General features: G+C 39.0%; 9 protein-coding genes. 1 reads left to right on the forward strand and 8 read right to left on the reverse strand.

Annotated features, from left to right (window positions below):
- Positions 1-4 precede the first annotated feature (4 nt).
- Positions 5-3706 (forward strand): metallophosphoesterase, encoded by a 3702-nt coding sequence (locus tag HJC33_RS15115; RefSeq protein WP_171659684.1) that lies wholly within the window; start codon positions 5-7, stop codon positions 3704-3706.
- Between the two features lie 3 nt (positions 3707-3709).
- Here HJC33_RS15115 and HJC33_RS15120 read toward each other — a convergent pair whose 3' ends face one another.
- The 8 genes from HJC33_RS15120 to HJC33_RS15155 form a co-directional block, all read right to left on the reverse strand.
- Positions 3710-4564 (reverse strand): NHL repeat-containing protein, encoded by an 855-nt coding sequence (locus HJC33_RS15120; RefSeq protein WP_171659685.1) that lies wholly within the window; start codon positions 4562-4564, stop codon positions 3710-3712.
- On the reverse strand, positions 4557-5456 hold the full coding sequence (locus HJC33_RS15125) for a GyrI-like domain-containing protein (protein WP_171659686.1): 900 nt from the start codon (positions 5454-5456) through the stop codon (positions 4557-4559). Before HJC33_RS15125 ends, HJC33_RS15120 begins: the two co-directional genes overlap by 8 nt.
- Positions 5457-5472: 16 nt before the next feature.
- Positions 5473-6807, reverse strand: coding sequence for a vanadium-dependent haloperoxidase (locus tag HJC33_RS15130; RefSeq protein WP_171659687.1), 1335 nt, complete (start codon positions 6805-6807; stop codon positions 5473-5475).
- 10 nt (positions 6808-6817) lie between these two features.
- The gene (locus HJC33_RS15135; protein WP_171659688.1) at positions 6818-10054 is read right to left on the reverse strand and encodes a VCBS repeat-containing protein; all 3237 of its coding nucleotides are present in this window, start codon (positions 10052-10054) and stop codon (positions 6818-6820) included.
- Positions 10047-13391, reverse strand: coding sequence for a VCBS repeat-containing protein (locus HJC33_RS15140; protein WP_171659689.1), 3345 nt, complete (start codon positions 13389-13391; stop codon positions 10047-10049). Before HJC33_RS15140 ends, HJC33_RS15135 begins: the two co-directional genes overlap by 8 nt.
- A gap of 9 nt (positions 13392-13400) precedes the next feature.
- Positions 13401-16685: a VCBS repeat-containing protein gene (locus tag HJC33_RS15145; protein WP_171659690.1), complete on the reverse strand. Its 3285-nt coding sequence runs from the start codon at positions 16683-16685 to the stop codon at positions 13401-13403.
- Between the two features lie 117 nt (positions 16686-16802).
- Positions 16803-18407 carry a RagB/SusD family nutrient uptake outer membrane protein gene (locus HJC33_RS15150; protein ID WP_171659691.1) on the reverse strand — a complete coding sequence of 535 codons (1605 nt, stop codon included), beginning with the start codon at positions 18405-18407 and terminating at the stop codon, positions 16803-16805.
- A gap of 18 nt (positions 18408-18425) precedes the next feature.
- Positions 18426-21536, reverse strand: coding sequence for a SusC/RagA family TonB-linked outer membrane protein (locus HJC33_RS15155; protein WP_171659692.1), 3111 nt, complete (start codon positions 21534-21536; stop codon positions 18426-18428).
- Between the last annotated feature and the right edge of the window lie 147 nt (positions 21537-21683).

Genomic DNA, 21683 nt, shown 5'->3' on the forward strand with positions numbered 1-21683 from the left:
GGATATGAAGAAACATTACTTTTTTGGAATTTTATTGGCTTTAACAGCAGGGTGCGCCACCTACGAAGCCAAATATGCAGTTGCTGCAGATCAAGGTGAAATTCCTTATGACAAAGAGGTGGAACATACCTTTTACTTGATTGGTGATGCAGGGAAATCTCCTGTTGGGGATTTAAATCCAAACCTCAAAAAATTTAAAGAGACCTTATCCAAAGCTGATAAAAATAGCACTGTTCTTTTTTTGGGGGATAACATTTATCCAGCAGGGTTTCCAGACAAAAATGATGACCCAATGGGTCATCATTTGGCCAAAAACCATTTAGATGCCCAATTGAAGACTTTAGAGAATTTTCCCGGGAGAACCATCTTCATTCCTGGTAACCATGATTGGTATACAGATGGGTTAAAAGGTTTGGAACGAGAAGAAAAATACATCCAAAAAGCATTGGACAGTAAAGATGTTTTCCTTCCAGATAATGGATGCCCTATAGAGAAAGTAAAAATAGGTGAGGACATCCTTGTCATTGCCATTGATACGGAATGGTACCTAACCGATTGGGACAAACATCCCACCATAAATGATGATTGTGAGATTAAAAGTCGTACCCGATTCTTTGAAGAATTAGAGGGGTTGATTAAAAAGAATGTAGACAAGACCACTATTATAGCGATGCACCACCCGGCTTTTACCTACGGGTCGCATGGGGGATATTATTCTTTTAAACAGCACCTCTATCCAAATGGAGGTAAAGTACCCATGCCCATTTTAGGAACTGTAGCCAATGTATTGAGAAGAACATCTGGAGTTTCTATTGAAGACTTGCAGAATAAGATGTACAACCGACTTAGAAATAGAATAACCACCCTAGCGCAATTTTCAGATAATGTGATTTTGGTTTCTGGTCACGAACATACTTTACAATATATTGTTGAGAAGAATACTCCGCAGATTGTAAGTGGTTCTGGAGCTAAAACAGGTGCAACCAAACTTTTGAATGGTAGTGAGTTTTCAACAGGTAAAAGAGGTTATGCCATACTCAAGGTTTATAAAGATGGGTCCTCCCATGTAACTTTTTATGGAACAGAACCGGATGAGGAAAAGTTATTTCAAACACAAGTACTTGAACCCAGACCTGCAAAAAGTAATGCTAATTATTCTGAGCAGTTTCCTGCTTCTATGGAGGCATCCGTTTATTCTGAGGAAGAGGTGAAAAAGACAGGTTTTTATAAATGGCTCTGGGGAGAAAGATATCGAAAATACTACGCTACTCAAATAAAAGCACCTGTGGTGTTATTGGACACGCTTTATGGTGGATTGACAGTAGTTAGAAAAGGAGGGGGAAATCAATCCAATTCATTGCGATTGAAAGCAAAGGATGGTCGCCAGTTTGTTATGCGCGATCTTCGAAAAAGTGCAGAACGCTATTTGCAGGCCATTGCTTTTCAGGACAAATACATCATTGGTAAGTTCGAAGACACTTATCCAGAAAAGTTGCTTCTTGATTTATATACGGGAGCACACCCTTACGCACCTTTTACTGTAGGACCACTTTCAGATGCTGTTAAACTCTATCATACCAATCCGAAATTGTTTTATGTCCCCAAACAAAATGCTTTAGGGGATTTTAATGGGGAATTTGGTGATGATTTGGTCATGATTGAAGAGCATGTATCTGAAGGCCATGATATTGAAAGCTTTGGGAGGGCCCAAAAAATTGAGAGTACCTACGATTTCATACAAAAGTTGCGCAAAGACGAAAAATACACTTTGGATAAAGAAACCTATGTTAGGGCCAGACTTTTTGATATACTGGTTGGTGATTGGGACCGTCATGTAGATCAATGGAGATGGGCAGAGTTTGATGGTGAAGATGGAAAGAAAATATATAGACCCATTCCAAGAGATCGTGACCAAGTGTATTCCATTTGGGGAGATGGTTTTCTAATGGATCTTGGATCTAGAGCGGTGCCTGGGCTTCAGATTTTTGAAGGATTCAAGGAGGAAATACGAAACCTTAAAGGATTTACTTCATCGCCCAGAACTTTTGCACTGGATATGGCCATTCTTTCTGAGACTAGTTTGAAGCAATGGGAAGAGCAGGCCAAGTTTATCCAAGAAAACATAACAGAGTCGGTGATAGATGAGGCTTTAGAGCTTTTTCCAGAAGAAGTGCGGGATGAGACGGTGGATAATATCAAAAAAATCTTACGCTCCAGAAAGGCTAGTTTGGTGGAAACAGCCCAGGAGTATTTCGGCATAATCAATAAATACACTGTGGTTACCGGAACGGATAAGGATGATTATTTTCATATAACATCCCATACCAATGGAGATGTGGAAGTACGCGGCTATCGCATTAAGGGTGGGGAAAAAGCAGATCTTTTTTTTGAAAAGATATACAGTCCAAGGTTTACCAAGGAAGTATGGATATATGGATTGGATGATGATGATGTTTTTGAAGTGAACACCCCAACATCTAAAATAATTGTTCGGGTAGTAGGTGGCCAGAATAACGATATCTATAAAATAACTGAAGACTCAAAAAAGGTGCATACCTATGATTTTAAAACCAAAAAGAACACCTATGATGAAGCTTATGGGGGTAAAGTGCACAGAATAAATGATTATGCTACCAACACGTACGACTTTTTGAAGGTAAAGGCCAGTAACAATCAATTATTGCCGACTATTGGGTTCAATCCAGATGACGGATTCAGGATTGGGGTTACGGATACCTATACTTTTAATGGTTTTAGACAAAACCCATTTACGCAGCAACATACCTTCAATGCGGCCTACTATTTTGCTACTAATGGCTTTGATGTGGGTTACAATGGAGAGTTTGCAAACTTCTTTGAAGGTGTCAACTTGGAAATTAATGCGAGGTTTACCAGCCCAAACTACGCCATCAACTTTTTTGGTTTTGGAAACGAAACAGAAAACAACGATGACGAACTGGATTTGGATTACAATAGAGTTAAGTTGAGAACTTTGCGTTTTGCACCTTCATTGGTATGGAGGGGATATTTAGGGTCTAAGACACGTTTGGGCATCTCTTATGAGAATATTGAGGTTGAAGAGACCGTGGATAGATTCATTAATGAGTTTTTCGTTGAAAATGGCGAAGAGAATACCCAAAGTTTTCTAGGCATTGATGCGGAATATAGTTTTTCAAATTCTGATAGTGATGCATTTCCAACCTTGGGAATGGAATTTATACTACATGGAGGTTATAAAACCAATATCACAACATCTGGTAGATCTTTTGGTTATTTGATTCCTAGTTTGTCCATTGATCATAAATTATGTTCCAATGGGATACTGGTTTTAGCCACAAAAGTTAAGGGGCATATCAATTTCGGTGATGATTTTGAGTTTTATCAAGGGGCAAGTATTGGTGCCAATAATGGACTTAGGGGCTTCCGTTTCCAAAGGTTTACGGGAAAATCAGCTTTTTATCAGAATACTGATTTGAGGTTAAGTTTTAGAAAACAACAAAGCGGGGTTTTACCAGTTACGCCAGGAATATTTGGCGGTTTTGATTATGGTCGTGTTTGGTTCCCAGGAGACGATTCTGAAAAGTGGCATAATTCCTATGGCGGGGGATTTTTTGTGAATGGAGCAGGTATAATTTCTGCAAACTTTGGGTTGTTCAACAGCGTGGATGGAATGCGTTTTGCCTTCGGCCTTGGTTTTGGGTTCTAGCCTTTAATCCAAAGAATAGGAATATAAGTTTCTCCCAGTGCCTAGGGTTTGTTCATCTGCAATGAGCAAAGTAGTATTGTTCAAAAACCCAATAGACTCTGTTTGGGTTACGTGCTTTAAATCAATCGATTCGATTATGGGATTAGCAAGGTTTTCTGCTTTAAAATCACTTAAGAAGAATATTTTCCCATAGGTCAATAAGGCAATGATCTTTCCATCTGGAGAAATGTCGGCCCCGGTAACAGAACAATGGTTTTGGTCTTTGCACAGAACCAAGGAACCAATGAAAGAAGCATTATAGTCTCCTTCCTCATCAGGGATACGATAAATTAATGTTTCCCCAGTATATGGTCTAGATCTGTTTTTGGTGAAAATATAGAGCGAGTCATTCCAATGGAAAAATGCTTCCGTATCAAAAAATAGACTATCCTTTTTAGGTGGAAATTGATGTTGTTGTGGATAACGGAACTTTATCTTTTTGGCTTTTGGCTCTTTTTTTTGCATTTGCGTACTATCTATTTTATAGATAGTAAGGTCTTTTCTTTCATTGTTATTATTGCCAAAATCACCAATATAAATGTTTCCCTTTTTGTCTGATGCCAAATCTTCCCAGTCCTGATTTTTGGCATGGTTGATTTTTAGTTCTTCTTTGATTTTTCCTTTTTTGTTGATGTTGTAGATGACATCTTTGTTCCCACTATCTTGAATTACCCAAATGTTCTTGCCGATAATCTCAATACCAGACACTTCCCTTAATTTGGAAGGAAAACTTCCCATATGATTTAATACCGGATGTTCTGTTTGACCGCAACCTTCAAGAAAGATTAGACTTATGAGTAAAAGAAAAATTTTATTCATTGGTTTCCTTTAAGGGCATAAATACATCGGTTTTCCATTTTAGCTCATCACCACCCATATTGGGATTGTTATAGAATACCTCAATCGGTTTTGGTTCAATTGGGATGCCATTTCTTTCGGCATGATCCAAAAGAGTATACCAAGCTCTATCAGAAGTGATATAGTTGCCATTGTATTCAGCTTTAAGAGCTCTTTTGCTGAATATTCGCTTATAGATTACATCATCGTGTTTGGGTAGTTTTTCAGAACGTACAATGGGATAGCAGAAATTATAGGATAGACTGTCCGCCTCTAGGTTCCAATCCAACACTTCCAAAAAGGGAGGGCCGTTCAGCTCTACCTCGCTTTCATACAACAACGAGTTTAGCAGCGAGTAATTTTGCATAATTCCGGCTGCTTTTTTTGTTTGTGTTGTGGTCAAGGGAATGCATGCGCAAAATGTTGTAAAAAGATTGTCTTCGCCATTGAAGGTGACTTTAATTGTTTTAAGATGGTCAGTTAAGAACCTATTGAAGTTCACCAACATTTTTCTAGACCCCTTCTCAAAGTTGGTATCTGAAAATGGAATTTTGATTTTGTTCATCAAGGAATGCTCTGCATCTTTGATATTTACAGTAACCTGGCTTAGGGAATCGTTGATAGAGCTAATATTCCATTCGTAAATATGAAGGGAATCGTTTACGCTCAAAACCTGTTTAAAATCTTTCAAACTACGGAATTCGACAGGTTTAGAACCTTTCAAGGTACTGTTCCAGACCTTTACCGTTTCGTAGACGGTTCCTGGTACGGTCTTTACTTGAAAACTTACTTGATAGTCTTGAGGTTTTAGAAAAAAATACCAGAAAAATAGGATGATTACAAGAGCAATGACTACTATAAAGATCCTTTTCATAGATTCAATAGAAAATTTAATTGGTTTTGGCCATTGTTAGGTTGTCCATTACAAATTTACCTAAATCCCGTCCTTGTTGTACACCTATTTCAACCGCTGCCCTATAATGGATTCCTCCGTACATTCTACTAATGGCGGCTTCATCAGCAGCTTGTTTAAAGGAAGCAAAGGATCGAACCGGTAATCCGTAAGGGACTTCGGTATCATCATCAAAAGCAAAATTATCTCCAAAAATATCAGTAAGTGCAACGGCTGCCGCACCCGATACCACACTATGACCGCTGGTGTATTCTGGAAAAGGAGGGGTTTGCAATATAGGCTCCCAACTATCATCAATATGCTCATTGATCAAAGTTTCGGGGCGAATCAAGTTACTTCTATATTTTTCATCCCAACAGCTTATGAAGGCATCAGCTATGGCAATAGATGTTTTGGTATAGGCATAAACGGTCTTACTAAAATCAGAATTGGAATTTCTGGTGGCTATTTTGGTTATGCCAATCCAATGGGCTCCCGGGGTTATTTTTTTGGTGGCGAACATTAAATGTCCCCTAGTAACCGAAACATACGGATTACAATCCCAGAACTGTGCTATTTCCACTTCTTCCGAACTGTCCCCTTCAGAAGTAATCTGGTTGCTGATGTCATAGACTTCCTTTACTTCTTTATAAAAGTCCGTACCTTCTTCCATAGAAAATGGAGGAGGAGGTGTAGGTTTAAATTGGGAGGCAGAATCAATTACAAAGGGGCGTATTTTGTTCCAATGTGGCTCTATTCCACTCATGTAGGCAGGAGGTGTGGGCTGCCAGCGAGATGGGTCTTCAGAATTCACAGAGAATTTGGGCATGGTTCGGGTTTGTTTGTAATTGTCCTTACCCATCCATGCAGCTATATGGTCAGCAACTTGAAGTCCGTAGTTTTTAGATGCCTCAAAGGCTACTTCATTCTTTTCGATCCAAATGGTATAAAGACTGTCTCTGTAGCTTTCAATGCGGTCTTCAGAGAAAATGAGTCTTTTGCTCAACTCCATATGGGCAATTAATGCCGCAAGCTCATAGTTTAATTGTTCTGCTTTTGGTGGAGTTGGAACTTTAGAGAGACCATGGAGTTGTTCTGCCAATGAAGCATAGCTTCCATCCTTTTGTACCAAAATCTCATATGCAGCAATATTGGGATAAGCAAAAATTCTACTGGCCACGGGGGGCGAGAATATATCGTGGATCATAACTTCGGTAACCTTGTCTACCGAATTGTGGTAATCTTCAGGTGTAATAACAATGGGTTCTTCTTTTTTCTGACAGGATAGAAAAACCAAAAACAGGATTGCTAGTATGCTTATTCGTTCTTTCATGGTCTAACGCTTAATTATTGATGGTATAAACTTGTGCTTTATCATTATTAAAAATCGCCAACAGATATTTTTGATTGTTCAATGAAAAAGTTTTCATATGGCGTATGGATTTTTTAGTGAAATCAAGTCCAATTTGACTTCCTAGGACTGTTTCATTTTCGTTTTGAATGATTGCTCCGGGGAAAGAGTCAAATCTTCCATGATAGGGTTTTACACCAAAATAATTTCCCCCGACCAAAGCTTCGTTGCGGCCATCCCCATCAAAATCATCTACTACAAAGGCCATGATGGGAGCAACCTGTAACTCATTTTCAAATGGAACAAAAGAAAAGCTACCACCATTATTTTTTAAATAACCAGATTGCAATATGTTGACCTCCAATGCAATAGATTGTTTTAGGATTTCTTCTCCAAAAATATCCTCTACAGTCTTCCCCGCAAAGGAAGTGTAGGTGTTGAATTCTTTTCTGAGATATACTAATTGGCCAGCTAGCCCATCCAACGATTCAAGAGGAAAATAGCTGCCATCCTTTTGCAATGCGGTAATGGTCTCAGTCTGTCCGTTATTATCAAAATCGTTAAAAAAAAGCTTTAAAGGATGGTTTTTGGAAGCTTTGAATTTTGAGTTGGTTCCCCAATTCCCCAAAAGATAGTCCGTATCTCCATCATTATCAATATCAAAAGCTTCAATGCGCTGCCAAAGCCCTTTCAAGTCCATGGGATTGACTTTTGTAAAGCTTCCATTTCTGTATTTTAAGAATTTTGGAGACATCCACTCGCCAACCAAGATGAGGTCTTTTGTTCCATCATTGTCAAAATCACTCCATAATGCATCGGTAACCATTCCTTTGGAATGGTCTTCAAAACTTGCCAAAACTTCAAATGTACCCTCTTTGTTCTCCAAAATATAGGAGGTGGCCTCAGCCCCAAATTTGCCAGTGATGGTATGCCCGCCGACAAAAATGTCCAAGTCTCCATCATTGTCAAAGTCATTGGGTTTTACCACCGAAGCATTTTGAAAATATTCGGGCAATTCTATGGATATAAAGGTTGAGTCTTGCTGTATATAACAGCTCTCCAATAATGCCTTGGATTTCCCAAAGAAGTCATCACCACCAGAGGTAACAAAAAGGTCATTTTTTTGATCATTGTTGAGGTCGGTAATAACTGCTGAAATATTTTCTTGAACGGAATCCTTGAAAATACTCTCAAATCGTTTGCTGATGAAAATGGAATCTTGCTGTAGATAAATACTTGGAGGGACAAATTTGGAGCCGCCAATAAAAATATCTTCTTTGCCATCATTGTCTAAATCTCCAGTAGCTAAGGCGGGTCCTCTATCTGAAACTTGATAGGGAATAAGTTTTTCGCGGTTGAAGTCCGTATAATTATCCTCTATATGGGTAAAATTGATTCCAAGATTGTCTGGAATAGCAGTAAAAAGAGGGTCTGGTTTTTTATGTAGGGATTTATAGTCGAAGGGTTTCGTATTTTCAGGCTTTATGGTCAATGTTTGATTAACAGTGACATTTTTTACCGTTTGATAGGTTTTATTGGGCCAAATAATTTTTAAGGAATCCACTTTTTGAACATTTCCATAACCAAAATGAATCACCGGCTCTGATGATGCTTGGAATCCGCGTGTTGGGAACAACTCCTTAAACTGAAGCGTTCCATTATGGTAAGAATATACTTTGGTGCCGATTCCAAAACTGTTTTTCGGAAGGTAATCCAACTTTACATTAAGGTAGTTGGCCTTTTCAGAAGCTTTATTGATATAGAGTGATGCAGGCTGATTTAAATTGTTGGTCACCAAATCCAAATCACCGTCACCGTCTAAATCGCCCACTGCAGTTGCTCCGGATATCAGCGTGTCGTTGGCAATCCATATATCCGACCTGTCTTCAAAACTTAGATGTTTTCCACCTTGAAAAACATAATTTTGTACTACTCCTGAGGGCATAAGCTCCAAAGCCTTTTTATCAACTAATTTGGTGTTGTCTATTTTTTGCTTGACCTGATCGTTGGACACAAATTTTATAAAATCCAAATCATTCGGTCGTTTGGGAATACCGTTGGAAATAAACAGATCTTGCTGTCCGTCCAAATCATAATCACCAAAAAGGGCACTCCAGCTCCAATCTGTTGCAGCTACTCCACTTAAGAGCGCAGTTTCCATATAGTTGCCGTCTGGTTGGTTTAAAAAAAGCATATTTCGTGTAAACTGGTAGTGGTATCCAAACTTATCTATCCGTAGTTTTTGGGTTTGGATATTATCATCACCTTCAGAGGATTTTAGAGCAACCTCATCTTCGGGCAGCATGTCCAGAGAGATAAAATCGGGTCTGCCATCATTATTGATGTCCGCAACATCATTTCCCATGGAAAACCGGCTGGTATGGCCAAAGTATTTTTTCAAACTTTCTGTAAAAGTGCCATCGCCATTGTTTAAATAGTAATAGTCATCTTCATGAAAGTCGTTCCCAACATAAATATCAGGGTATCCATCCTGATTAAAGTCTGAAATTGCCAATCCCAATCCATAGCCATTGATTCCCCCATAAATTCCAGCTTCCTCGCTTACATCCATAAACTTGCCATTGTCATTGCGCATAAGTTTGTCACCGGTTTCGTAGCGGCGTTCAAATCTTAAATCGAACTTGCCAAATGAGTTTTGGGTGTGTACTGCATGATTGAGCAAATATAGATCCAAGTCGCCATCCAAATCATAATCAAAAAAAGTTGCGTTGGAACTATACGAATCGAAGTCCAAGCCATACTTTGCAGCACTTTCGGTAAACGTATTGTCACCATTGTTAATGTAGAGCTCATTGAAACCATCAAAGCCGTTTATGCCAACAACGGCACATACGTAAATATCCAATAGGCCATCGCCATTCACATCGGCCATGGTGGTTCCAGTGTTCCAACTACTATTTCCTTCAATTCCTGCTGAGACAGAGATGTCATCAAATTGGATATTGCCTTTGTTCAAGAAAAGTTTGTTCTTCACCTGATTTCCAGAAAAGAAAATATCGGGGAGGCCATCATTATTGATATCGCCCATGGAAACACCTCCTCCGTTATAAAAATAGAGGTAGTCCAAAATGCTAAGGTCATCAAGCTCGGAGACAGTATTGGTAAAGGTAATTCCGGTTGATTCTGGGGAGGGATTATTAAAAAGGCGGCCCCTATTTTTGCATCCAGCAATAAGGACAATCAACAGCAAGAGCATAAATCTATTCATTGAGCGCGAAGATTTTGGGTTTGTTGTTGTTGATTGCGGCAATTATATAGGTATTGCCATTTTTATCTTTTAGTTGTTGGAGATATTTGGTTTCATCTTTGATTTTAAAACCACTGATATCATAATTCTGCCATGTGAATCCTAGATTGCCATCTCCCAGTAACAAGTTTCCGTAACTGGCATCCAGTCTTGAAAATTGAGGCTTATACTCAAAATTATTCCCAGCCATTAGTAAGTCCAGGTTGCCATCTTTATTAACGTCCATACAGGTAATATCGCAAACACATGACAATTGTACCCTAGGAGGTAGTTTTTGAACAGTAAATTTGCCTCCTCCTTCGTTAATGGCAATAATGGAAGCAGAGGTTATAACTTGTTTTACAATGGAATTTTCCAAGACCTCTTTAGGAAAAAGTTCTTGAATGGTTCGTTTGGCATAATCTGAAGCTTTAAGATTCTGCTTTTTCAATGAAACCAGTTGTTCTGTGAGCTCTCTTTTTTGATGAATTGGATAGTCTGCCCCGTTTTGCGTAAGGGTAGTAATCTGCTCAATGGTACCATTGCCATCAAAATCATTGACCCATAATTTCATGGGTTGTTCTTCTGAAGGTTTGTAATGGAGATTCAATCCCTGATTGCCCAAAATAAGATCTTGGTCACCATCATTATCCAAATCAGCAGTTTCAATAGTGTTCCACCATCCGTATAAACTGTCCAAAGAAGAGGTGAACTTCGCTAATCTTCTTCCGGTGTTCTTGTAAATTTTTGGAGCATCCCATTCGGAAGTTACAATCAAATCTTTTTTGGAATCCCCATCAATATCAACCCATTTGGAATCTGTGATCATTCCGGCATCCTTTAAATGGTAAGCCAGTCGTTCGGTAGCATTTACAAAAGTACCATCGCCTTGATTTTCCAAAAGCATATGATCGGGAGAAATACCATAAACGCCAACAACACTTCTTGATCCAATAAAAACATCGATATCTCCATCATTGTCGAAATCGTGGGTGGAAATTGTAGCAATGTTCTTAAAGGTACTCGGCAGTTCATTTTCCGATTTGGCGAAGTTCCCTTTGCCGTCGTTCAAGTATAAACGTGGACGGTAACCTTGCCGTAGGTTCACGTTGTTTCCTCCAGAACCTACTATTAGATCCATATCTTGATCACCATCAACATCAAAAAAAGTAGCTGCTACATCTTCTAGTTCTTGGTCTTGTTCAAAGGCTTTGGATGACTTTTCAATCACTTTTCCATTCCCTTGGTGTAAATAAATAGTTCCTGGTTGTTGATGGGCGCCACCTATAAAGAAATCTTCATTGCCGTCTCCATTGACATCGGCAACAGCCAAAGAAGGACCTTCTTGGGAGAGTTTATGATAAATTAGACCTTCATAATCAAAGTCATTATAATTATCTTCTTTATGGGCTATCATTTTATTGGAATCAAGCGCATTGAAAAAGGATTTTGTTGTATTGTTTTTAGATGGGGTGTAAATTTCTGAAGCATCGGCATGATTTAAAGTGATCATCTGGTTTGCTGTTATGTTTTCCAGTTTTTGGGTGCGGTCATCTGGCCAAACAACACGAATGGAATCCAATTGCTCAGTTTTGCCCAATCCAATGGTCATGGCATATTCTATGGAAGATTGGAAACCTCTTGATGGAATGAGTTCTTGGTTAACGATATTGTCATCAAAATAAAATTTTACCAAGGTGCCCACTGCAAAAGGGTTGGCTTCCGCTCCCTTGAACTTTAGTTGAATGTAATTGTTATTGAGTTGTTCTTGGGCATTGTTTTTATAGATAAAAGCTTCCGTATTTACATTGTTGATTACTAAATCCAAGTCGCCATCATTGTCTAAATCCCCATAAGCAGCCCCATTGGACCTAGTAGGTAAATCAAATCCCCATTCTTTGTTGGCATTTTTGAAGGTAATGTCACCGTTGTTTTTATAGGCATAGTTGGGTTGTGGTTTAACAGGCATTTTATTGATGATGGAATCAATGGATTGCTTTCTTCCCGTCAATGCCATTTTTTGAATGATTTCATTGGCAAAGAAGTCAACAAAATCCAAATCCGTTAAGTCATGGTTGATGCCATTTGTGATGAAGATATCCTTCAGGCCATCGTTATCCATGTCAAACATAAGACCTGCCCAGCTCCAATCTGTGGCGTCAATTCCACTATAGTAGGCAATTTCAGAAAAAGTGCCATTTCCATTGTTGAGTTGTAGCGTATTTTGAATGTACTGTTGGAAAAAATCTTTTTGTTGTTTTAGTTCGAAGACATTATAACCTTCAAACTCCATTACCGATTTTACGCGCTGTTCGGGTTCAGGAAGCATATCGGTAATAAAAATGTCGTTATGACCGTCGTTGTTTACATCGGCAACGTCAATACCCATGGCAGATAAGCTTAAGTGGGAGGTCCAGTCCTTGATTTCCTCTTTGAAAGTGCCATCTTTTTGATTGATATAGAGATAGTCCCTTTCGTAAAAATCATTGGATACATAAATGTCTGGGTAAAGATCGTAGTTGAAGTCGGTAACCAAAACACCCAATCCAAAACCAATTAAACTTCCATATATTCCTGCCTCTTCACTAACATCCACAAATTTTCCGTCATCATTGCGTAAAAGCATATCGCCCACACCTCTAAAAATATGAGGAACACCTTCCCAATCTTGGGCGCGTACTTCGCGCTGTTCTGCATAGCCTAGACTACTGACAGGAATGTTGCTATTGTTCAAGATATAGACATCCAAATCACCATCCTTGTCATAATCGAAAAAAGAGGCATGAGTGGTAAAACCTGTTTCAGCTAGATTATATTCATGGGCTTTTTCAATAAAAGTAAGGTCACCATTGTTAATGTACAGGTCGTTGTCATGGTTGTTCCCTTTCATGTTTCCAGCGTTGGAGACATAGATATCCAATAACCCATCCTGATTTACATCGACCATAACCACACCGGTGGACCAAGGTTTGTTTCCTTCAATTCCTGCGGTTTTGGAAATATCTTCAAACTCAAAATTCCCTTTGTTCAAATAGAGTTTATTGGCAACCATGTTTCCAGTTAGGTAAATATCAGAAAGACCGTCATTATTAATGTCGCCAATGGCTACACCTCCTCCATTATAGAAGTTTCGGTATTTAAAAATATTGAAGTCTTTTTGGTTTTCAACCTTATTGATGAAATCAACCCCTGTTGTTTCAGATGGCAACAGTGAAAAAAGAGGTTCAACCTTTTCCTCTTTAGTGTCATTTGAATCTTTGCCGCCACAACCCATAATAAGCATGAGTAGTATGCAGCTAATGATATATCTTAATCTCATTCTTTTAGTCTAGTTTTTCAGTAAAAAAGTAGGTGAATCGTTGTTCCGGGTAATGATGAATTCCTCGTTTCCTCTTATGTTTATTTTTGCAATCTTCCTAGCGGCTCCAGAAACGTTCAGGCTTTGTTTAAAGCTTAAGTTTCCTTGCCCATCATTTTCCAATAACAGTCCATGAGAAGCATCTAATCTACCAAGTTGTGTACTTATCTCAAAATTATTTCCTACCATTAATATTTCGTTAATCCTTTCTTTATCAATATTTTCAATATAGATGTCATTAACACTGGAAGCCTGAACAATAAGTGGAAGATTCTTTGCTGAAAAGGTCCCATCTCCATTATTCATGAAGTAACTGGTAGCAAGTTGATATACTTCTTTTTTCTCTGAGTTTTTAAGTTTGTCCTTCCCAAAGAGTTCTTCGAGTGAGGCTTTTGCAAAATCCTTGTAATACAGAAACTTTTTGTTTAGGAACGGCATTTGCTTAACTAGTTCATCTTTGGACGCGAAAGCAGTCTCTTTATCGCCGTGAAAATAGGTGACCAATGTTTCTATAGAACCATTGTCATCAAAATCGTTTCTATAAAGTGTGATGGGTTTTTCTTTTGAGGCATTGAATTTTGTGTTCAATCCCCAATTACCGGCTAGCATATCCAAGTCTCCGTCATTATCCAAATCAGCTACGTCGATACAGTTCCACCATCCATGGGTTTTTTCAAGGCCATTTTGTTTTTGTTTGATCAATTGTTTCCCATCATTCAGAAAGATGGTTATTGGAGACCAATGACCTACAGTAACAATATCCAGATAACCGTTGCCATCCAAATCTACCCAAACAAAATCTTTGATGTGCCCAACGGTTTCAAATTCTGGAGAGAAAGAGTTTGTAATTGTTGTGAAATTGGCTTTCCCATCATTTTGGAAGATATACTGTTTGGGTGTGGCTCCAAATTCAGTAGGGACCATGTTGGAGGAGATACATATATCTTGGTCTCCATCATTGTCAATGTCTATTGCTTGTACTTTGGATGCATTAACTTCAATAGTCAAAAATTGTGATTCATTCTTGGCGAAAGAACCATTTGTGTTGATGTATAATCTTGGTTGCAGTGCCTTGCCTTTAGTAAATTCATTACCGCCGCTTACAACCAAAAGGTCTAGGTCATCGTCTTGATCTGCATCAAAAAATATATGGTCAACATCTTCATTGATTTTGTCCAGCTCAAAAAGCTCGGCCTGACTTTTCTCAAATTTGCCCTCACTGTTTTGTGCTAAAAGGGATGAGGCTTGTCTTTTTGCACCGCTAATAAACATATCGTCATATCCATCGTTGTTGATATCACCTATGGAGACTGCCGGACCTTCATTGGAATTACCGAATGGTAAAAGTGGGTTTCTGTCAAAATCTAGAGTGTTTTGTTCTTTATGGGTAAAATCAATATGTTGTGATATTGAGAAGAGCGTATCTTTTTTTGTTGAATTTTCTAAATAGAAGTTGTCGGTGGCGTCGCTTTCCACAACTTTAATGGTTTGATTGGAATTAATTGCTCGAAGTGTTTGAAATTTGCCGCCAGGCCATATAATTTGAATTGAATCTATGATGGAATCTTTACCAAGACCAAAATTCAAACTGTTGTCTTTAGCAGAAAGGTAACCTCGGGTATTGAAATTTTCCTGGACAATTTTTTGTGTATCATTATAAATAATTGCTTTGGCCCCAATACCGAATTTGTTTTTGGATAATCCTTGAAATTGTAGTTTGATATAATTTCCACCATCTTGGGTGTTCTCTAGAATATAGGCTTCATCATTTACATTGTTCACAACTAAATCAAGATCACCGTCATTGTCGAGGTCAGCATAGACTGCACCATTGCTGTAGGAATCACTTTTAGGAATCCAGACATTTGTTACGTTAGAGAAGGTGAGGTCGCCTTGGTTTTTGTAAAAATAGTTTGGGATTTTTTTCTTCGGAAGACTGTCCAACAGTGTCATGTCCTTATCAGATAATCCAGTTTCTATATTTTTTTGGATTTTATTGTTGGAAATAAAGTTGATGAAGTCCATATCATTAGTGACTCCCAAGATTCCGTTGGAAATAAATAAATCTTTATAGCCGTCATTGTCAAAATCTGCAAATAGAGCGCCCCAAGACCATTCGGTGGCATCTATGCCACTTAAATTTGCTATTTCACTAAAACGTTCCCCATCCAGATTCAAATGAAGCGTATTTTGCATGAATTGTGGAGCAAAACCATTTTTTAAATACTGTTGATAAATGGGATATGGATATTCCAATCCTGAGGTTTTGTAGGTTTCCAAATCTTCTGGAAGCATGTCCAAAGAAAGAATTTCTGCAAAACCATCGTTATTGATGTCGGCAATGTCATTCCCCATGGAGAAATGGGAGGTATGGCCTAAATGTCGATTGCTTTCCGTTATGATGTCTTTAAATGTGCCATCTTTTTGGTTGATATAGAGATAATCATTCTCGAAGAAGTCATTGCCAATATAAATATCCGGGTAACCATCATTGTTGATGTCACTTACAGCAAGACCAAGTCCGTAGCCAATACTTCCTTGGAATATTCCTGCCTCTTTTGAAACATCAGTATATATTCCATCATCATTCCTGAATAGGATATCTCCGGAAAGCAAATCGACCATTTTTCTTTTGGAACCTTTTCCATAAGTTCGATTGGGGTTAACGGAGTGGTTGAGCAAATACATGTCCAAATCCCCATCCAGATCATAATCCAAGAATGCAGCTTGGGTGGAGTAACCAATAAAATCTAAATTATACGTAGCGGCTTCTTCTTTGAAGGTTACCATTCCATTTTCAGCAACACCTTGATTTATGTAGAGTAAGTTTTGTCCAGTGATTGTTTCGTGATCTCCTACTTTACACACGTAAATATCCAGAAGCCCATCGTTATTGATGTCAACATGGGTAACCCCAGTGGTCCATCCACTAGTATTGTTGAGACCAGCTGATATGGTAACATCTTTGAATTTAAAACTACCTTGGTTTAAGTAGAATTTGTCCTCTCCTTGATTTGAGGTAAAATATAGATCTACAAGACCATCATTGTTAAAATCGCCGGCGGTAACTCCGGCTCCATTAAAATAGTAGAGGTAATTGAGAATATTCAGTTTGGGAGTTTGAACCAATTTGTTTACAAAGGTTATTCCAGTCTCACCCGACGATTTTGAGACAAACAGCGTCTTAGAATGGTTCTCTGCACATCCTGTGAGCCATAAAAAGGCTCCTATTAGCATCCAGTGTATTTTTCTCATTTAATCAATAAGAAGTGGCAAGTAAGTTATACAAATCTAAGGGAATAGGTAAGATTAAAAGGAAAGGCTGTCGTACGACAGCCTTTTCCATATTTATTATGACTAAGATTTTACTTCTTAGTAACCAGGATTCTGTACCAAATTTGGATTGGATAATAATGCATTGGTCGGGATGGGGAACAATTCCTTATTTGCGTCACCAACAGATGTTGGATCTTTAAATTCCCAATCTGCGGTATATTGACCAAATCTTCTCATGTCATTTCTACGAGAAAACTCAACATAGAGCTCTCTTCCTCTTTCATCCAACAAGTCTTGCTCGGTAACTGAACCAAGAGGCGTAGCCCCTCTAAGTACGCGAAGCTCATTGACCATGGCAGTAGGATCACCACCACTGCGCATCATGGCTTCAGCTTTCATCAAGTGAGAATCAGCATATCTGAAAACAATTTGATGTGGATTGAATGCATCGTATCTGGCAGCATACTTTTGGACGCGAACACCTGTTCTCTCATTATTACCTACCAATCCTGGGAACTCTTTTGTAAATACCAAATCATTTCCAGGACGATCTTTAAGTTTACTTCCATCCAAAGCATATTGTTGACCGATCAAGAATCCAAGCCCAACGTTAGAGCCATCTTCAAAACCACCGTTATCTGTAGTTTCATCTGCTCCAGTAAAAGGAGTACCAGCAGATGGCACCCAACCTCTACGTTCTTCTTGGCCATCAAGAGGTGTACCGTCCAATTCACCTCTGTTGCTGTTGGCATCACCTTCAAATAGGTCATAGAATTCAGCTAAGGTGCTGAAACCATTCCAGCCACCACCACTGATTGCTGTGGAGTTGTAGTGCAAACCGTTGAAAATACGGTTTCCTACACCGGCACCAACCCACCAAATGGTTTCGTTGTCAGGAGCTTCTCTAAAAATATTGAAATAACCTGCTTCTAAAGCATAGCCCTCTGCAGCAATTTCATCTACAAGTGAAATTACCTGAGTCATGTCGGCAGCTTCAGGACTTCCAGTACCAAGGTATATGTGTTTGTTCAACATTACTTTGGCCAATAAGTGACGTGCAGCGGCTTTACTCGCTGTTTCAAGGTCATCACCACTTCCGGCTGTGACCGAAGGCAATCCAGAAATAGCAGTGTTCAAATCCTGTACTATAAAATCAAATGCTTCGGTTGGTGTTAGAATTCTTGGGTTAATTTCTGGGCCTTCATCCACTTCACGGAAAGGAACCTGTCCCCAAAAGTCTAAAACGTACCACATACTCCAAGCTCTCAAGAAATGAGCGTTGGCAGCTGTCTCAGTATCTGCTCCAGACCTTGAATCAATGATTTCTGAAGCACGGAACACATTTTGGTTCAAATTGTTCCAAGTATTAAGAATATACTGGTGTGTTGGAGACCAGGTATGTGTGTGCAGGGTTCTCCAAATACCGTTATCACCCCAGTCAGTACCTCTTGTTGGAACTAGCTGTTCGTCAGTAGTAACCTCATTAAGGGCAAACAAGTTCGCTTGGTCTCCAATTTGCCCTTGAACATCGTTGTAAAGAGCAGTTACTGAAGAGGCTGGGTCTTCAACCCCTGAAAACCCTCCACCAGTATCTTCTGGGAAAACCGAGTCGGTCTCATTAATCTCCAGATTGGTACAGGAGATGGTCAGCGCCGCACTGAGTGCGACCATGTAAAATAATTTCAACTGATTTCTTTTCATTTTATTCAATTTTTTTAATTAGAAAGTAGCATTAAGACCAAAGGTTACAGTTCTTGGTCTTGGGTAAGCAGTGTAGTCAATCCCTGCTGTTGGTAGACCATTAAGCAAATCGCTAACACCATTAATAGGCGTTCCAGGCTGTACGCTAATTTCTGGATCCAGTCCACTGTAATCAGTGATTAGGAATAAGTTTTGTCCTGTTACTGAGAGTCTTAGGCTTTTAAATGCTCCTTCTCCACTTAGAGGCACATTGTACCCAATGGTTGCGTTTTGAAGTCTGATGAAGTCTCCATCTTCCAAGAATCTAGTAGAAACCTCAGCAGCTGCACTACCAGCTTCACCTGAAGTAAGAACATCTGGAGTAACGTTTCTTGCATTGTTGATTGCACCAGCAGTGAAGAATGCGTTTCTTGTGTTGTTGTAGACTGAGAATCCAAACTGTCCGGCAAGATAAGCTGAGAAATCCCAATTTTTATAATTAAGATTCAAAGATAGACCAGTATTGATGTCTGGTAAGGCATCTTCATTCACGAATGTCTGAACATCTCCAATAGGTTGTCCATTGTCATCAAAACCTTCAAATTCTCTAAGGAAATAGGAAAACAATGGTCTGTCACCTGCCAAAATTTGGGCAAATGCCAAAGAAAGTCCCTGCCCACGGATAGTACCTGCGGGAATTTGACCTCCAAAATCCTGTAGCTCGTTATCGTTATATGCTATGTTAAAAGCAGTGCTAAAGCTAAAATCTTCAGATTGAACCCAATCTACATTGATGTCGAATTCAACCCCTTGGTTAATCAAAGTCGCATCCAAGTTTTGGAAGAACCTTGGTTGAGGAGAAGGTTGTGCTGCTTCAATGTTCAATAACAAGTCTGTAGTTTCTTTTCTATATACGTTGATACTACCAGAAATTCTGTCATTGTTAAGACCATAGTCCAAACCAATGTTTATATCAAGAGTCTCTTCCCATTTTAAATCTGGGTTAGCAAATGTAACAGGAGTTGTACCAGGGGGGTCTATATTACCGTTATCTTGTAATTCTGCACCTGCGTAGCGCTCTCTTCTGATGAAGTTTCCATAACCCAAACCTTCTTGGTTACCTGTAATACCTGCACCTACTCTCAATTTGAAAGTAGAGAATGCATCTCCGAAGAAATCCTCTTCATGAAGCTTCCATGCTACTGCAGCAGAAGGGAAGTAACCGTATTGGTTATTGCCACCAAAGCGAGAAGAACCGTCAGCTCTAAGTGTGGCAGTAAACAAATACTTGTCAGCTAAGGTATAATTCACCCTTGCAAAGAAAGATTGCAACTCATCTTTAAAGAAATTTCTGTCTGCGAACAAGGATTGTACACTTATTCCTCTAACTTTAGAAACATTATCTTGAACAACTTCTGGGAACAGTCTATTAATAAATATGGTACTTGCCCTTGAGTCAAAACCATATTGTTGGTAACTTCCTGTAATAGCACCTTCAGTAGCAGCAATGGAAGATACAAGATCATCCCCCATTTCATTTAAATCATTGGTGCTAAATCCAAATGCTTCAGTATTTCTTCCACTGGTTTTGAAATCTTGGAATGAGTAACCTGCAACAACATCCAAGAATGAATTATCAAACTCTTTTGTGTATTGAAGGGTTGCTTCAACCAATCGATTTTCAAGCTCAAGCGTATTGAAAGAACCCCTTCCGTTTCCAAATGTATTTCTATCAAGATTCTGTGCTTTACCGGAGGATACTGCTGTCAACTCTGATTCTGATCTGTCATATCCTAAGTTGATTTTTCCTTTAAGCTCAGGAGTAAATTTGTATTCTGCAGAGCCATTGAGTAAAGCTCTATTAGTGTGGGTGATATTTTGAGTATAAGCTAACAAAGTCGCTGGGCTCAACTGTCCACCAGTATTAAAATCAGGATTGGTGGGCCATGTAGGATTTGCTGAATAAGCAGCACCTAAAAGGTCACCTCTAAATCCGGCACTACCACTTAATGGGGCAGCTTCTTCATTTACTCTGGAGATAGACGCTTGAAGATTCAATGTCAAGTTATCATCAAAGAATCTTCGAGTGGCATTAATTCTTCCTGTGATACGTTCCAAAGAAGAGTTTTCAATAACACCAAATTGTTTTCCATATCCAAAAGTTGCTCTTATAGCACCATTTTCATAACTACGGGAGTATGAAAGGTTTTGATTTTGTGATACAGAAGTTCTTGTTACAAATCTTTGCCAGTCTGTATTATTGCCAAAATCCTGTGCACTACGATCTCCGCCAAATTGCTCAACACCATCCAAGAAAGCTTCTCTATCCAAAAGGTCGTAATCATTGGCAGGAGTAGAGATACTCATTGTTGAAGAGAACTCCAACACACCACCTCTGCTGCCTTTACCACTTTTTGTGGTTATGATAACAACACCATTTGCACCCCTGGAACCATAAATTGCAGTAGCCGAAGCATCTTTCAAAATACTGATGCTTTCAATATCTGAAGGGTTAATAAAGCTTAGAGGGTTTGAAGATGTAGATGTTCCAACCCCTGTTCTACCACTAGTTGGAGAGGTTGCTGCACCAGATAAAGGAATACCATCAACAACAAAAAGAGGATTGTTATTAGATCTAACGGAATTTGTTCCCCTGATTCTAATATCAATTCCTGCACCCGGTTGACCACTGGTCTCCGTAATCTGAACACCTGCCGTTTTACCTTGAATCAATTGTTCAGGTGAGGCTATTACACCAGCGTTGAAATCTTCTGAAGTAACTGCAGAAACAGAACCAGTAGCGTCTTTAACCGTTGTTTGGCCGTAACCAATAATCACAACTTCATCCAGCGCCTGAGCATCTTCCTGCAAGGTGACATTGATAGTGGACTGACCGTTAACCGCGATTTCAGTTGTTTTGAAACCAATGTAACTAAAAACCAGTGTGGCAGCATCATCAATGTCATTGAGGGTATAATTACCATCAAAATCTGTCTGCGTACCATTGGTCGTTCCTTTGACCAGCACGCTCGCTCCCGGCAGAGGGCCGTTTGCATCTGAAACAGTACCAGATACTGTTTGAGCTTTTGCCAGACCGAAACATAAAAATGCTCCTACCAGCAAAAAGCTTCTAAGTAGCGTAATCTTCATAAATAATTGATTTTAAGTTTAGTTAATTTAAATTTTAAGTAAAGTCAATTTTAATTCAAGTGTTAAACATATATAAAAATAATGTTAATCAAAATTTAAGCATATCGCAACATAAAACGAAAACGGTTTCGTGTTGATAACTTTGAA

Source organism: Flagellimonas amphidinii, from assembly GCF_013090115.1.
GTDB lineage: Bacteria > Bacteroidota > Bacteroidia > Flavobacteriales > Flavobacteriaceae > Flagellimonas > Flagellimonas amphidinii.

Coding starts and splice junctions, on each gene's coding strand:
- HJC33_RS15115 (WP_171659684.1), top strand. CDS start 5: ATGAAGAAACATTACTTTTTTGGAATTTTATTGGCTTTAACAGCAGGG.
- HJC33_RS15120 (WP_171659685.1), bottom strand. CDS start 4,564: ATGAATAAAATTTTTCTTTTACTCATAAGTCTAATCTTTCTTGAAGGT.
- HJC33_RS15125 (WP_171659686.1), bottom strand. CDS start 5,456: ATGAAAAGGATCTTTATAGTAGTCATTGCTCTTGTAATCATCCTATTT.
- HJC33_RS15130 (WP_171659687.1), bottom strand. CDS start 6,807: ATGAAAGAACGAATAAGCATACTAGCAATCCTGTTTTTGGTTTTTCTA.
- HJC33_RS15135 (WP_171659688.1), bottom strand. CDS start 10,054: ATGAATAGATTTATGCTCTTGCTGTTGATTGTCCTTATTGCTGGATGC.
- HJC33_RS15140 (WP_171659689.1), bottom strand. CDS start 13,391: ATGAGATTAAGATATATCATTAGCTGCATACTACTCATGCTTATTATG.
- HJC33_RS15145 (WP_171659690.1), bottom strand. CDS start 16,685: ATGAGAAAAATACACTGGATGCTAATAGGAGCCTTTTTATGGCTCACA.
- HJC33_RS15150 (WP_171659691.1), bottom strand. CDS start 18,407: ATGAAAAGAAATCAGTTGAAATTATTTTACATGGTCGCACTCAGTGCG.
- HJC33_RS15155 (WP_171659692.1), bottom strand. CDS start 21,536: ATGAAGATTACGCTACTTAGAAGCTTTTTGCTGGTAGGAGCATTTTTA.